Below are 16,545 nucleotides of genomic sequence, written 5' to 3'. Positions count from 1 at the left end.
CTTTAATATTTCATTGCCAAATTTGATGGTCTGTATCAAAATGAACTAATTTGACATTAAATAAAACATTATGAACTATCGCAGGCTGCCTCTTTGCATTTTACTCCTATTAATTTGGTCCTCCGCAATGTCTCAAAGCGTATTTAAGCAAACAGGAACTGCCAGTTTTTATGACGATAGTTTTGAGGGAAAAGAAACAGCAAGTGGGGATAAATACCGGGCTTCAAAATTGACGGCAGCACATCTTATGCTTCCATTTGGAACGATCGTAAAGGTTACAAATATAAAGAATGGGAATTTTGTTGAGGTGGAAGTTAACGACAGAGGGCCATATGTTGAAGGTCGTCTAATTGACCTGTCAAAATCTGCAGCCGAAGCCCTAGGTTTTGTTCATGAAGGATTGGCTGAGGTAGAAATTGAAGTATTGGAACACAGTGACCAGATGGAAAAAGGTAAATCGAGTCATAAAAGAGCCAACAGAGATGTACCTGAACACAAAAAGGAATTTTACGAAGTGCATTCTGAAGCAATAAGTCCGGCTGGGTTTGGGGTGCAGATCGCTACCTTTAGAGAATTGACCAATATGATGGAAACCATTCACAATCTGAAAAAGTCATATCAGAAAAAAGTCATTGTTGAGGTTGTAGATGTGAACCAGGTACCTGTGTACAAGGTAATTATCGGGCATATAAAAAGTGCTAAAAAAGCACAGGAATTGCAACAAACATTAAAAAATCAGTATTCAGATTGTTTCGTTTATGAATTTTGACTTTCCTCCTTCATTTCTTTATTAAGCTTTTCGACCATATCAGAATTTAAATTTTTAAGATCGAGTATCATCAAACCGTCGAGCGAATTGTTGAAATGAGGATCGACGTTGAAACCGATTATTTCGGCATTTTCCTTTATATATTTCTTGAGTAAAACGGGAATTGACAAATGAAAGGGCTCGATGCCTGCAATGGTTTTATCAATTTGCGTGAAGGTATTTTTATCCATTCCCTCCATCAAAATTTCTGAATCCACTCGCTTTAAACCGAGTTTGAAATTTTTTCTGGCCTTGATAAATCTTGCCAATTCTTTATTGTAGTGAAATTTCTTGATGTAGGCGACCAATAAATTTTTTGAAAGCCTGGAATAGGAATTGCTAATACTGACCGGCCCGATGATATACAAATATTCCGGATGATGCATTAGGTGGTGCAAGATTCCTTTCCACAGTAAAAATAAAGGAAGTGGTTTTTTCTGATGTTTTTTAACTACAAATGATCGACCGAGTTCAAGTGACTTTTCGAGATAGGGATTAAATTCATCATCAATTTTAAAAAGGCTATGAATATAAAATCCGCGTTTACCATAACGCTGCATTATGTCCATTCCCCGGCCAATTCTGTAAGCTGCTATAATTTCTTTTTCCAGGGTATCCCAAACAAATAAGTGCTGATAATACAAGTCATAGGCATCCAGATCTCGCTCTTTGTTGGTACCTTCCCCAACTTCCCTGAATGTAATTTCACGGAGCCGGCCCAGTTCTTTTAAAATATGAGGAATTTCATCAGCCCGGGAAATGTAAACTCTGAAATTATTCTTCTCAAGAATTAATTGATTTTTAATGCTCTCTATTTCCTTTTCTATCAAGTCCTGAGGCTCTTTTTCGCAGATAGGCATTGCCCTGCGCAAGTCTGAAAATTTTGGCAAATAAAACTTTTTAACATCGAGAGATGCATTGAGCGAATAAGTTTTGGCCCTAAGGTATCGTGCATAATTGTCATATCTCACAAATCGGTCCTGATCAGCAACGGAAATAGGCCTTCCAATTCGAACTTTGATTGTGGCATTTTTCTTTTTTAAAAATTCTGAAGCTAGTGTGGCAGTCCTCAACATGGGGTGGATTAATCCCAGCAATTGAAATACAACACTATTGCCCCCTTTAAAATAGATTGGCACTACCGGAACTCTTGCTTTCTTCACCAGTTTCATCGATGGCAATTGCCATTGGCGGTCTGAAATAATTTGTTCCCCCTTTGGATGCAAACTTGCAACCTCTCCGGCAGGAAATATCCCAATAGGTTTCCCCGTATCTAAATGTTTTAATGCCTCTCTCATACCTCCAAGGCTTCCGGAGCTACCGTCAAATGGATTGACGGGAATAAAAAAATTTTCTATGGGCCCGATTTTTTTTAAAAGGAAATTGGCCACTACTTTAAAATCAGGACGCCGGGAAGCCACTAGATACAAAAGCAAAATTCCGTCGAGCATGCCAAAAGGATGATTAGATACCGTAACGAAGGCCCCCTCCTTTGGGATATTTTCAAAATCGACCTCATTAATATCGATTTGTATGTTTAATTCATCCAGAAGTTTTTCGATAAATGAAAAATCCTGGTTCTCCGCAATTTGAAGATAAAGTTTATTGAGATTGCTCAAACCGGTAATCTTCATCAATAGCCCTGCCGCCAGTTCCATTCGGAATTTGTGCAGATTGGTGGCATTTATAAATTCCTTTTTATTTAACAGATCTTCCATATTGCATTTGGGCTATTAAATTAAGCTTTATTCTTTTTCCTCACGTAAATTTTTTCGATGAAAATCAACAAAGATTTTTTTTAAGCGTTTAAAAAAGAGAATTGAAACAAATACTATTCTATGAAACGATTAATTGTATTGACTTTTGCGCTCAGTTTATTTGGTTCCCATAATCTGCAAGCTCAAAGCCCATTTCCTGATATTGCTGGAATTACGCTTGAAGACAATTCCATGACAATTCCGAAAGATTTCAATGGCAAGAAAACCATAGTAGGGCTCGCATTTTCAAAAAAGTCGGATGAAGATTTAAGATCCTGGTTTGAACCGGCTTACCGAACATTTATCGATCCACCAAAAAACAGTCTGATTCCCGTTACAGATTACGATGTTAATATAATTTTTATCCCCATGCTTAAAGGCGCAGCAAAGGCGGCAAGTGGTAAAATCGTTAAGAAAATGAAAGAAGGGATCGATCCCCGTCTTCATTCTTATATCCTCGTATATGAGGGGAGTATCAACGATTATAAAGAGGTTTTAAATTTTGGCGCCAAAGATGTTCCCTATTTCTTTATCCTCGACGAGGAAGGAAATATTTTGCACAATACCTCCGGAGAATATTCAGACGAAAAATTTGATGAGATCACTAAGCTTCTGGAAGAATAATTAAGTCGGTAAAAGCTTCATTATTAAATACTTGATAATTTCTCAAATTTGTAATACTTTAGGCTATTAAGTCATTTTATTGGAACGCCTAAATCAAGAACAATGAGCATGAGTCGCAATCTCGTTCGAGATGCAATATTTGGATTCGCAGTTGGAGATGCTCTGGGATTACCTGTTGAATATAAATCAAGATCGGTATTAAAAAATGACCCCGTCGTTGGCATGCGTCAGAATGGAACTCATAGTCAACCGGCAGGGACCTGGTCAGATGACAGTTCACTTTCTTTTATCTTCATGGAAAGTCTTTGCAATGGATATAATGTAAAAGACTTCTGTAAAAAACTAACCGATTTTTATTTCCGAAATTACTGGACCCCTCATGGCAAATTATTTCATCTTGAAACTTCTACCAAAAATGCCATTGAAAGATTGAACAGAGGTGTTAGCCCGGAAGAATCAGGCGATTTCGAGGACTATGCCACGGGTAATGGAGCCCTTATGAGAATTTTACCCCTCGCATTTGATGTACTGGAAGACGATGTAGAAAACAGATATAAAAAGATCAAAGAAATTTCATCCATTACACATAGCAATCAAAAATCTGTTTTAGCCTGCTTTATTTATATTGAGTTTTGTATTCAATTGATAAATGGCAATAATAAATTGATGGCCTACAAAAAAATGCAGGACAAGGTCAATGAATTTATAGGGAGTCACGAGGAATTGAATAAAAAAGTCGTTTCAGATTATGACAGAATTTTAAAAAATTCTATTTCGACCTATTATGAATCTGAAATTAAAGCTTCCTGTTATGTAATTCATTCCCTTGAAGCGGTACTTTGGTCTTTTATGAAAAGCCGTTCTTATACCGAATGTGTACTAAAAGCGGTTAATTTAGGAGAAGATACAGATACCAACGCCGCACTTTCAGGAGCTCTTGCTGCGATATTTTACGGAGGTGAAAAGATACCCGAGGAATGGATCAACGCCCTTCCCAAGAAAAAAGAAATAGAAGAATTGGCCTTTCGTTATCAAGATACTCTGGTTCAATCGGCTCAAGTTTAAAAGGCTTTTATATTTTAGCCAGATCAATTTCGGTTTTAATATATTCTATTCATGAAAAGTTATTTCGTATTCGGTTTTTCTGTTCTCATCATCTTATTCAGCTCTTGCGAGGAAATTAGAAATAATACCAGCACCAAAAAAAACAGTCAGGGTGCTTACGGTGAAGTAGTTCTTGTTATGGATTCATTGCAATGGGAAGGTGAGCTGGGATATGCATTAAAAACTACTTTTCAAAAACCATTTCCGGGACTTCCCCAGGCAGAAGCTTATTTTAATTTGAGACATATTAAACCATCCTTGTTCGATGGCTTATTAAAATATCAATCCACAATTATCTACGTCACTACATTGGACAACAAATCAAAGGCCAATAGGAGAATTCAGGGTTATTTTTCAAAAAAATCACTTAATAAAATAAAGAAAGACGGAAAGGAATTTATTTATACAAGGAAGGATGAATTTGCAAAAAACCAATTGGTAATTCACCTCTATGGCCGAAATGAAAAAGAGCTCATTGAAAATGTGAAAAACAACGAGCAGAACATTATCGACATGATCGATGATCATGAAAGAAGAAGAATTCAATTGGAATTGTACCGCGGTAAGGAAGAAAAAGATTTGACCAAGTACCTGGAAAACAAACATGAGTATGGATTCAGGGTACCTTTCGGATACGATTTGGCAGTTGATCGCGACACATTTGTTTGGATGAGTCAATTGGGTACAGATCTTTTCAGGAATCTAATAATAGCACGGAAAAATTACCTATCAGAAGCCGAGTTTGAAAAAGATTCTATCATTAAATGGAGAAATGAAATTGGCAAAAATCATCTTTTTGGTAGTGGTGAAAAAGACACCGTTTCCTACATGCTCACGGATGAAAAGTATTTGCCGGTACTTAGCCAAAAAGTGGATTTCAATGGAAAATTTGCCATTGAATGCCGCGGTCTCTGGAAACTCAAAAACAACACAAGGGGAGGTCCATTTATCTCCTATACCTTTGTTGATGAAGCCTCAAATCGAATGTATTATATAGAGGGCTTCCTGTACGCTCCCAATAAAATTAAAAGGCATATAGTTAGAGAGCTGGAAGCGGTGTTATATACATTCAAAATCTATTCAGAAGAAGATATGGAATCATAACAAGCCCCGCCCTTTCATACAATTGATTATTACTTATTGATATGGCTATATTTGCCATTAAAGAACCTCGCCTATGGCTATTAAGATTAGAAGAAAGGATGCTCTATCCTATCATGAGCAGGGAAAGCCGGGAAAAATAGAGGTTATTCCTACCAAACCATTAAGCTCACAACAAGACCTGGCATTGGCATATTCACCGGGCGTTGCAGAACCTTGTAAGGATATTGCCGAAAATCCTACCGACGTATATCGCTATACAGCCAAGGGCAATCTTGTAGGTGTTATTTCAAATGGCACAGCCGTATTAGGACTTGGAAATATTGGGCCTGAGGCAAGTAAGCCCGTAATGGAGGGTAAAGGCGTGCTTTTTAAAAAATTTGCAGGAATCGATGTATTTGATTTGGAAATAGACGAAACCGATCCGAAAGAATTTATAAAAATTGTCAAATCGCTGGAACCGACTTTTGGAGGGATCAATCTGGAGGACATCAAATCGCCGGAAGCATTTGAAATAGAAAGGGAACTCCGGGATAAAATGGATATTCCTGTCATGCACGATGACCAACACGGCACCGCAATAATTTCCTGTGCTGCGCTGATAAATGCGTTGGATTTGAATGGCAAAAAAATAAAGGACATTAAAATTGTATTTAATGGAGCAGGCGCGGCAGCATTGTCCTGTGCCAGCCTGATGATTGAACTTGGTGCGCAGAAAAAAAATCTTTTCATGTTTGACAGCAAGGGCTTGATTAACAAAAAACGAAAAGATATTGATGATCTTAAAAGGGCTTTTGCAAGCACGGATAAAGAGATTCAGCTTGAAGATGCATTTATAGATGCCGATGTTTTTGTAGGCTTGTCTGTAGGCAACTTGGTAAGTCCTAAAATGCTCAAGAATATGAATAAGGATCCTATTGTATTTGCGTTGGCAAATCCGGTTCCAGAAATCGATTATGACCTGGCCATGAAAACCAGGAAAGATATTTATATGGCAACGGGAAGATCAGACCATCCAAATCAGGTCAATAATGTGCTGGGATTTCCATTTATTTTCCGCGGAGCGCTTGATGTAAGAGCTAAAAGCATAAACAGCGAAATGAAATTGGCTGCGGTCTATGCCATAGCCAACCTGGCAAAAGAACCGGTTCCTGAGATCGTTAATAAAGCTTATGGAAATAATACCCTCAGCTTTGGCAAAGATTATCTAATCCCAAAACCACTCGATCCACGATTGATTACGAGAATTTCTCCGGCGGTGGCAAAAGCTGCAATGGATTCCAATGTAGCTCAATTGCTCATTTCTGATTGGAAAGAATATGAAAATGACCTTTTACAACGTATTGGCATAGATCAGCGCTTAATTTCCAGAATTATTAACAGGGCGACAAAGGATCCCAAAAAAGTTGCATTTGTAGAAAGCGATAATCTTACCATTTTAAAAGCAGCTCAGGCATCTCTTGATGAGGGCATTGCTTTCCCGATTCTTCTGGGTAATGAAAAAAAGATCAAAGCACTGATTGAAGAAAATAATCTGGATCTGGATGCATGCGAAATTATTGATCCTTTCCTCACACCGGACTTATGTGAGAAATTTGGAAATCTTCTTTACGAAAAACGACAAAGAAGAGGTGTAACGAAATATATGGCCACCAAATTGATGAGGGATAGAAATTATTTTGCCGCTGCCATGGTGGAAACCGGAATGGCAGATGTAATGATTTCCGGGTTGACCAGAGATTATCCTAAAACCATTCGTCCGGCACTGGAAGTTATCGGCGCTGATCCGGAATGGAAACGGGTGGCCGGAATGTACATTTTGATCAATGAGAAAGGGATATTTTTTCTCGCAGATACGACCATCCATCGGGAACCCGATGTAGATGATTTGGTAGAGATTATAGGAATGACAGCCAAGGCAGTTAAGAATTTTAACTTAGAGCCTAAAATTGGTCTGCTTTCTTATTCTAATTTTGGCTCTGCCAAAGGTAAAGTGCCTGAAAGAATGATGAAGGCGGTTAAAAAAGCCAAAGAGAAATTCCCGGATTTATTAATTGAAGGTGAATTTCAAGCCAATGTAGCAATTAGCCCAGATCTTCAAAAAGAGCATTTTTCATTTAGCACCCTGGTAAAAGACGGTGCCAATACACTGATATTTCCTGACCTTGCTTCAGGGAATATTACTTACAAACTATTACAGGAACTGGGGGGAATGGATTCGATCGGTCCGATTCTCATGGGAATGAATAAGCCGGTTCACATTTTACAACAAGGAAGCACAATAAGAGAAATTATAAATATGGTTGCAGTGGGTGTGGTTGATGCCCAAAGCAAATAGAAAACAAATGATAGCATTCATCAGAGGTCAGATAGTCTTTAAGGACCCCTCACACTTTATAATTGATGTCAATGGAATTGGGCATGAAGTACGAATTTCACTTAATACTTATTCTGAAATAGGCGATAAAGAAGAGGTATTTTTACATACCCATTTTCATGTCAAGGAGGACTCACACACACTTTATGGTTTCAATGACAAAAAAGAAAAAATGGTTTTTCAACAATTAATTTCCATAAGTGGGGTCGGGCCAAATACAGCATTGATGCTTTTGTCCAGCTTGAAGCCTTCGGACCTTATGTCTGCCATTCTTAATTCACAGGTCAGCGTCATCCAGGCCGTCAAGGGAATAGGTGCTAAAACAGCGCAGAGAATTATCCTCGAATTAAAAGACAAATTACCTGATGAACTCCTTGAAAATTCCTCATTAAATTCTTCCGGAACTGACAATACTATGCGCTCAGAAGCGTTATCCGCTTTATTAACTCTCGGCTATACTAAAGCCGCAGCAGAAAAAGCAATTGATAATGTGATGAGAGACAAGGGAACAAACATCCGGTTAGAAGAATTAATTAAGTCAGTTTTAAAATCTGCCTAAACCTCAGTCTACGTTTGAGTTTTAAATTACGCTTCATATGTGGAATATTCATTCTTCTCTTATGCGCAATAGGAGAAGGCTTTGCAGGAATCGCTATTGGCGAATTTCTGGAATTATCTTCATTGGTGGGCGCAATGGTTCCTCCTGATTCATTGGATACGGACTCAATAAAACCCTATGAGCCCAGCCGGCGACCAAATTTTGGTACACAAGATTATTATGGAAATTCAATGACCGACCGCCTTTCGCGGTCTTCCTTGTATTTAGGACTTCCATCTAATATCGATACGGATGTACAAATCGATGATAGCCTTAAAAATTTTACCATAACCGAAAAAGTTGGTGACGATCTCTACAGACCCCCAACGACCATGTCTTATGATCGATTTTATGAAATGCGAAAAGCAGAGATGGATCGCCAGTATTTCATGGAAAAAACAGGCAGCAAGGGCGATGATAATCCACTTGGAAATGACAGAAGCCTGATCCCCAAAATATATTTATCCCCGGCTTTTGACAGAATTTTTGGAGGGAATTATGTGGATATACGGCCAAATGGATTTGTAACCCTCGATTTCGGAGCCAGATGGCAAAGAGTAGATAATCCGGCAATTCCAATTCGACAACAACGAAATGGAGGATTTAATTTCGATCAACAAATCAGTATGAACCTGGTAGGAAATGTAGGAGAAAAACTTAAAATCACAGCCAATTGGGATACCAAAGCATCATTTGAATTTGAGAATCAGGTAAAAGTAGATTATCAGGGTTTTGAAGAAGATATCATTCAGGATATTGAAGCGGGAAACATTTCCTTTAACCCACCGAGTGCCTTGATTCAGGGTTCACAAAACCTAATGGGTGTTAAAACAAAACTAAAATTCGGCAAGCTAAATGTTGAAGCAGTTGTGTCGAACCAGAGGGGTAGAACGGAATCCATTACCATCAGTTCCGGAGGTGTTCAAAATACAGAATTTGATATTCCGGTTTCAGATTACGATGAAGACCGACATTTCTTTTTATCCCATTATTTCCGCGATAATTATGAAACCTGGCTTGAAAATTATCCAATTATAAATTCCGGGGTAATTATTAATAGGGTTGAAGTTTATGTAACCAACAGAAACCAGGAAACCCAGTCACAAAGAAACATGATCGCTTTTACCGATTTGGGTGAAGCTCGTCCTGAAATTACCAGAATCCAGGATAATGCACAATTTGGCTTTACAGTAAACCCTAATGCACCGGTTGATAATGAGAATAATAATTTATATCAAACCATGCGTTCCGATCAGGCCATTAGAAATGATGGAACAGTAGCGAATCTTGAGGTTTACGGATTATTGCCGGGGCAGGATTTTGAAACCATTGATAGAGTAAGAAAACTTACGGATTCAGAATACAGTTTTCATCCAAAACTTGGATATATAACCATTCACCAATCTTTCCAGCAGGATGTGGTTGTAGCGGTGGCCTTTGAATATTCTGTCAACGGAAGAAATTACAAGGTTGGGGAATTGCAGGAGGATTACAGTAACCTTGGAGACCGCCAAAATATATATCTAAAATTGCTTAGGCCTAGTTCGAGCCCTCTTTTGGATAATCCCACATGGGATCTGATGATGAAAAACGTCTATTCATTAGGTGCCAATCAGATTTCCCAGCAAAACTTTGAAATGCGCGTGATATACAGGGATGATGCTTCAGGTGTTGATAATCCCTCTTTGCATGAAGGTGGGCCCGGAATTAAAGATGTTCCATTGGTTCAATTGCTTGAAGTCGATAAATTAAATCCCAATAATGATCCGGGTGCAGATGGAAATTTTGATTTTGTCGATAATTCAACCAATCTGATTTATGAACCTGTTACTATCGATGTAAGAAGAGGGAAAATCTTCTTTACAAAACTGGAACCCTTTGGGTCCTATTTAAGAGAAGAGGTATTTGATCAGGAACAAGGCTTATTGGCCAATAAGTATGCATTTGATACTTTATATACTGGCGCCAGAGCTATCGCGCGTCTGCAAGCTGATAAAAATAAATTCAGGATTAAAGGATCTTATCAGGGTTCGGCAGGATCAGAAATCAATCTACCGGGATTCAATATTGCCAGAGGCTCGGTGAAGGTATTTGCAGGGAGTTCTGAGCTTACGGAAGGCCAGCAATTTACAGTGAATTACAATCTTGGAAGCGTATTGATCACCGATGAGGGCGTACTGAACTCTGGTAGTGAAATTAGAATACAATACGAGAAAGCCGATCTCTTTAATTTTCAACAAAGATCACTCTTTGGGGCAAGACTCGATTATAAATTAAATCGCGATGTAAACCTGGGGGGTACATTCATGATGCTAAATGAGCGGCCTATCATTACAAGGGTAAACATAGGCGATGAACCCACAAAAAATGTAATGGTGGGAATGGACATGAGTATGTCGAAGGAATCCAGATTATTGACCAAAGCCGTAGATGCTATTCCGTTGATTTCTACAAAAGAAAAATCTTCAGTAACCGTAAATGCCGAAGCAGCTTACCTTATCCCCGGATCGCATAGAAGATTGGGTTCGGGAGGAAATTCTTATATCGACGATTTCGAGGGAGCTGAAATACCTTACGATTTTACCAGGGTGCCTAATTCATGGAAACTGGCATCCACACCGCTCCTTTTTCCCGAAAGTTCATTGAATGGTCTGGAATTCGGATATAATCGTGCAAGACTGGCATGGTATACCATTGATAATGTTTTTTACCGTCAACAGGGGAGGGGAAAGCCCGATCACATTACTCAGGAACAGCTGGCAAACCACTATGTAAGAGCCGTTGGCTTCAACGAGGTGTTTCCGAACCGACAAGGACAGGCAGTTAATTTTAATGAATTTACTTTTGACCTAGCTTTTTTTCCGACCGAAAGAGGGCCCTATAATTACAACCCCAATCTTTCTGAAATTGACCTCAATACCGGAAAATTCAGACCCGAAGTAGCTAAAAGCAAGTGGGCGGGGATAACGAGGCCAATTACATTCAATAATAATTTTGATGCAGCAAATATTGAATACATCGAATTTTGGTTGATGGACCCATTCCTCGATGGGGATAATGGAAGAGTGGCCACAGGTCCCAATGGGACAGAAGGAAGCAATAATACAACGGGAGGAACTCTCTTTTTTAACCTTGGAGATATCTCAGAAGACGTTTTAAAAGACGGAAAATATTCCTTTGAAAACGGTTTACCTCCTGTCGGTGCTACAGAAGCGACAGATTGGGCTCAGGTACCGACCATTTCAAATGTAACCAGAGCATTTGACAATGATCCGGACGCCAGAAATCAGCAGGATATCGGTTTGGATGGTTTAAATAATGAAGGCGAAAGAAATTTTGGTCCATATCAACCTTATATCACTGCGGTATCGCAAATTGCAAATCCCGATGCAGCTCAAAGACTTTTGGATGATCCCTCAAATGATGATTTCGTTTATTACTTGCAAGGAGATTACCCGGTTTCAGAGCCTTCAGTAATTGAGAGATATAAAAAATTCAATGGAAATCAGGGCAATTCCCCAGCTCAAAACAACAGCAATCTTTTTACACCATCGAATAGTCCTCTCCCCGATGATGAAGATTTAAATCAAAATTTTAATGTTGATCCGCTCAATAGATATTTTCAATACAAGATAGACCTCAAACCTGCGCAAATGCAAGTAGGAAATGGGTACATTACCGACAGAGTGGTGGCCAATGTCAATGGAGAGGATGTCAGCTGGTATCAATTCAGAATTCCAATTCGGGAGTTGGAAAATAGCCTGGCTTCTCAGGAGGGCGGCTCAGGGCTGACTTTTAATTCAATAAAATGGATGAGAATGTTTTTAACAGGCTGGGAGGAACCTGTTGTTTTGAGGTTTGTAAATCTTCAATTGGTATCGAGTCAGTGGAGACGCTATGAAGATGAGTTTGCAGCAAGAAATACCGGTTTAGAACCTGTAAATGATCAAAGAAGCAACCTTTTCATCTCAACCGTAAATATTGAAGAAAACGGTCAGGGAGATGCGAACAATTCACCATATGTGCTACCACCGGGCGTAATTCGTGATTTTGATAATACCTCACAAGTTTCAAGACAACTCAATGAGCAATCGCTTCAAATCTGTGTGGACGATCTGCGAAACGACCGGGCCAGAGCCGTCTTCAAAAATGTTACCTTCGATTTCCTAAATTATAAACGATTGAGAATGTATGTACATGCGCACTCTCCGGATCAAAGCGCGGAAGATGGAGAGATGGCAGCGTTTATCCGTATCGGAACGGATTTCGAAGACAATTATTATGAAGTTTCAATTCCTTTAGACATCACCGATCCTGGTGCCGGAGGAGCGGAAGAAATCTGGCCTGAAAGCAATGAATTTGACATACTTTTCGATGATCTTACCAAAGCAAAAGCCCTGAGAAGAGAGAGAAACGGCTTGAGCCCAAATCCTGATAGCGATGTAAATTATTACGAATATCAAAATGGTAAATACACCATTTCGGTGAAAGGAAATCCAGATTTAAGCAATGTTCTAACTGTCATGCTAGGGGTTAGAAATTTATACCTTGATAGTGAGCAGCTTAATGAACAAAAATCAGTTTGTTTGTGGTTTAATGAACTTCGCGTGGCTGAATTTGACAAAAACGCAGGTTGGGCAGCAACGGCGAGAGTCAATTCCAAACTGGCTGATTTTGCTACCGTGACCACTTCCGGTAAATATGTCACCGAAGGGTTTGGAGCAATAGGCGATAAAATTTCGGATCGTTCGCGATCAACACAAGAGCAATACGACATTCAATCCAATATTAATGTTGATAAATTCATCCCGGAGTCAGTTGGATTGAAGGTGCCGTTTTTTGTTCGTTATGAAAGGTCAAGAGTAACACCAAAATTTGACCCACTCGACCCCGATGTGCGCCTTGAAAACAAACTCGATGCGATAGAAGCGGAATCCGGAGCAGAGGTGGCCAAGGAATATGAGGATAAAGTGACGACCAATAACACGATCAGAAGTTTCAGAGTATCCAACCTTCAAAAGATAAAAACCAATCCAAATGCCAAATCAAGGATTTACGATATTGAGAATTTAAATCTTTCCGCAGGTTACACAGAAAATTTACGGAACAGCCCCACCATTGCTGTTTTTAAACGAACCAACCACACATTTGGCATTGGCTATAACTACTCGGCCAAAAATATAAGCATTGAACCTTTCAAAAGATAAAAATTCCTTGATAAGGCCTATTTGAAATTAATAAAGGACTTCAATTTATCGCCCTTCCCCAATTCATATACAGTTAGAGGTGATTTAAACAGAGATTTCACCAAAACACAAAACCTAAATAATGAACTGAATACAATTGGCATGGAGACTTTTTATCAAAAGCTTTTCACATTTAACAGGACTTATGCCGTTCGTTGGAATATTACAAAGAGTTTAAGCCTAAATTATAATGTTAATGTCAGAGCCATCATAGATGAACCCGAAGGTGAACCAAACAAAGGCGAATACAGGGATGAGCTATTTCAAAAAATCGGCGAATTGGGAAGAATGACCAATTACACACAAACGGTTGTAGCAAACTATAAAGTGCCACTCAGCAAAATCCCATTAATCGACTGGATGAATGCGGATGTCAGTTATACGGCCGGCTACGACTGGAACGCGGCATCAAGACAGGTTGTCCGACTCGGAAATAGTATTTCCAACAGACAAACGACAGCTGTAAATGGAAGAATTGACATGTTGAAGCTCTACAATAAATCAAAATTTTTAAAGGAGGTTAATCAACCCAGGAGAAGGACTTTGAGAAGGACCCCGGCCCGAAGAAATAACAATGCCAAACAGGATAGCACAGAAAAAGAGAAAAAAGACTTAAAAGGATTAAAAGCGGGCTTGCGTGTATTGATGTCGCTCAAAAGCATTAATGGAACTTATACATTGACCAGAAATACCTTTTTACCTGGTTATATGCCTGAAGTTGATATTGTAGGGGTTGATCGGAGATACTATGATCCAGGGCTGAATTACGCAACCACCAGCGCCCCTGGTTGGAAATTTATAATGGGTGATCAAAACCCGGATATCAGAATCAGGGCAGCTCAAAATGGTTGGCTTACGCGAGATCAAAACTTTTTCTCACAATTTTCACAGGGCAGAACAGAAACCATTCAACTCAGAACCTCTCTTGAACCCATTCGGGATTTTAGAATTCAATTGGATGCAAAAAGGTCAAAATCCGATAATTATTCAGAACAGTTCAGATATTCCATAGCTGAATTTGACAGTTTGGGAAACATAGTCAGAGCAGCGGGGTTTCCTGAAGAAAGAGGGTTCCAGCCTCAAATAAATGGAAATTACACCATTTCAACCATATCAATTAAAACGGCATTTAGTCCAAATGCTACTGGCAGAAAAGACGTAACCGAAGTGTTTCAACAATTTGAAAACAACAGAGCTATCGTAAGAGCTCGACTGGATCAGGAAAATCCAAATGGGTCTGGATACGATTTAAATAATCAGGAAGTTCTCATTTCTTCATTTTTCATGGCATACACGGGAAGAGATGCCGGAAGTTCAAGTATTGAGCAATTTCCCACAATTCCATTGCCGAATTGGAGAGTGGATTATGCCGGTTTGGGTAAAGTAAAATGGCTGAAAAAGAAATTCAGTTCAATAAATTTAAATCATGCCTATTCATCCACATATGCAGTAAGCAATTACAATTCTTCAGGGGAGTATATCGAATCGAGCATAGATTTATTTACCTATGAATTACAACCGCCATATCCGACGATAAAGACAGAAAAAGACTCTATCGGCTTCACCTATGTGCCTGTTTTTATAATTCCCACCGTTACTATCAATGAGTCATTTTCGCCTCTCTTTGGGGTTAACGTCAGAACAAAAAGTAAGATCAATGCCAGCTTTGAGTACCGTGTAAGCCGAAATGTTTCTTTAAATGTTAACAACAGGTCGGTCACGGAAATTAATAATAACGACTATGTAGTTAGCCTTGGCTATACCAAAGCAGGTATGAAACTGCCATTTAGGGTGCAGGGAAGAACGGTGACCTTAAAAAATGATTTGACCATGCGAACTCAGGTGACCTTCAGGGACTCGGAAACCACGCAAAGATTAATTGATCAAAACGGCTTAATAACAGCAGGAAATTTTGTGTTTCAATTGAGACCTACCATTGAATACATGCTAAACCAGCGACTATCCCTACAGGCTTATTTTGAAAGAAATGTCAATAATCCAAAAATTTCAACCTCCTTTAAATCCACAAGTACTGCATTTGGAATTCAATTGCGATTTAGCTTATCAGGATAAAAATTAGCACTTGGTTTTAATTGCATGAAATTCTATTAATTTTGACCAAAAAACAGAGCAATGAATATCCCAAAAGACTTAAAATATACAGATGATCACGAATGGGTTCGTGTAGAAGGCAATGTCGCAACAATTGGTGTTACAGACTACGCCCAGCAGGAACTTGGTGATGTCGTTTATGTTGATATAACCGAATTAGATGAAGATTTAAATCAAAAAGATGTTTTTGGATCTGTTGAAGCGGTTAAAACGGTCGCTGACTTGTTCATGCCGGTAAGCGGAAAGGTAATCGCATTGAATGAAGACCTTGAGTCTTCGCCGGAAAAAGTTAATGATGACCCATATGGAGCGGGCTGGATGATTAAAATTGAGATGTCGAATCCTTCCGAACTGGATTCACTTTTAGATGCGGCTTCTTACGAAGGATCAATAGAATAAATTGACCATTAAATATCACATATTTACAATTGTTTGGGCCATAATTGTAAGCTCAATTATATTAATCCCAGGGGGCAGTCTGCCTAATTTGGAATTTTTCAATTTATTGGGATTTGATAAACTCGTTCATTTTTTTGCCTTTGCCTTACTTTCATTATTAATGATCGTTGGATTTAACAAGCAATACTCCGATGGCTGCTATCATTTTAATATTTATTATTTAACGATTTTCAGTTTAATCAGCTATGGTGCTTTATTGGAATTTATTCAGCAATATATCCCTGATCGCAATTTTGAAATATGGGACGCAGTGGCAAATGGACTTGGCGTGATTTTTGGTAGATTTATGTTTTTTATGATATATAAAACAAGGCTTATATAAAATCCTTTGATTTAATCGTTGGATTATAGAACTTTAA

Annotated in this window: 11 protein-coding genes; 10 read left to right on the top strand and 1 reads right to left on the bottom strand. The window is 38.8% G+C overall.

All coding sequences use genetic code 11. The features are described 5' to 3' along the window. The first annotated feature begins 127 nt into the window (after positions 1-127). Positions 128-769: a septal ring lytic transglycosylase RlpA family protein gene (locus HZR84_06055; protein QNL21515.1), complete on the top strand. Its 642-nt coding sequence runs from the start codon at positions 128-130 to the stop codon at positions 767-769. On the opposite strand, the gene HZR84_06050 is transcribed toward HZR84_06055, so the two are convergent. Further along, positions 757-2,526 carry a lysophospholipid acyltransferase family protein gene (locus HZR84_06050; protein ID QNL21514.1) on the bottom strand — a complete coding sequence of 590 codons (1,770 nt, stop codon included), beginning with the start codon at positions 2,524-2,526 and terminating at the stop codon, positions 757-759. The genes HZR84_06055 and HZR84_06050 overlap by 13 nt on opposite strands. Positions 2,527-2,646: 120 nt before the next feature. On the opposite strand from HZR84_06050, the gene HZR84_06045 reads away from it, so the two are divergent. From HZR84_06045 to vanZ, 9 genes are all read left to right on the top strand, one after another. After that, entirely contained in the window at positions 2,647-3,189 is a 543-nt protein-coding gene (locus tag HZR84_06045) for a hypothetical protein (protein ID QNL21513.1), read from the top strand. A 108-nt stretch (positions 3,190-3,297) separates the two neighbouring features. Beyond that, positions 3,298-4,254 carry an ADP-ribosylglycohydrolase family protein gene (locus tag HZR84_06040; GenBank protein QNL21512.1) on the top strand — a complete coding sequence of 319 codons (957 nt, stop codon included), beginning with the start codon at positions 3,298-3,300 and terminating at the stop codon, positions 4,252-4,254. Between the two features lie 51 nt (positions 4,255-4,305). After that, positions 4,306-5,397 carry a DUF4837 family protein gene (locus tag HZR84_06035; protein QNL21511.1) on the top strand — a complete coding sequence of 364 codons (1,092 nt, stop codon included), beginning with the start codon at positions 4,306-4,308 and terminating at the stop codon, positions 5,395-5,397. A gap of 73 nt (positions 5,398-5,470) precedes the next feature. Beyond that, complete coding sequence (locus tag HZR84_06030) at positions 5,471-7,732, top strand: NADP-dependent malic enzyme (protein ID QNL21510.1); 2,262 nt, start codon at positions 5,471-5,473, stop codon at positions 7,730-7,732. A gap of 7 nt (positions 7,733-7,739) precedes the next feature. Beyond that, entirely contained in the window at positions 7,740-8,330 is a 591-nt protein-coding gene (gene ruvA / locus HZR84_06025) for a Holliday junction branch migration protein RuvA (GenBank protein QNL21509.1), read from the top strand. Positions 8,331-8,344: 14 nt separating this feature from the next. Then, a complete protein-coding gene (gene sprA, locus HZR84_06020) occupies positions 8,345-13,576 on the top strand; it encodes a cell surface protein SprA (GenBank protein QNL21508.1) in 5,232 nt (1,743 codons plus the stop codon). A gap of 21 nt (positions 13,577-13,597) precedes the next feature. Next, the gene (gene sprA / locus HZR84_06015; protein ID QNL21507.1) at positions 13,598-15,688 is read left to right on the top strand and encodes a cell surface protein SprA; all 2,091 of its coding nucleotides are present in this window, start codon (positions 13,598-13,600) and stop codon (positions 15,686-15,688) included. A 60-nt stretch (positions 15,689-15,748) separates the two neighbouring features. Then, positions 15,749-16,126, top strand: a complete 378-nt coding sequence (gene gcvH, locus HZR84_06010; GenBank protein ID QNL21506.1) for a glycine cleavage system protein GcvH — start codon at positions 15,749-15,751, stop codon at positions 16,124-16,126. Position 16,127: 1 nt separating this feature from the next. Next, positions 16,128-16,508, top strand: coding sequence for a VanZ family protein (gene vanZ / locus HZR84_06005; GenBank protein QNL21505.1), 381 nt, complete (start codon positions 16,128-16,130; stop codon positions 16,506-16,508). Positions 16,509-16,545: the final 37 nt, after the last annotated feature.

The organism is Hyphobacterium sp. CCMP332 (assembly GCA_014323545.1).
Classification (GTDB): domain Bacteria; phylum Bacteroidota; class Bacteroidia; order Cytophagales; family CCMP332; genus CCMP332.
Note: the sequence above shows the minus strand (reverse complement) of the source record. Positions and strands in the feature narration are given on the sequence as shown.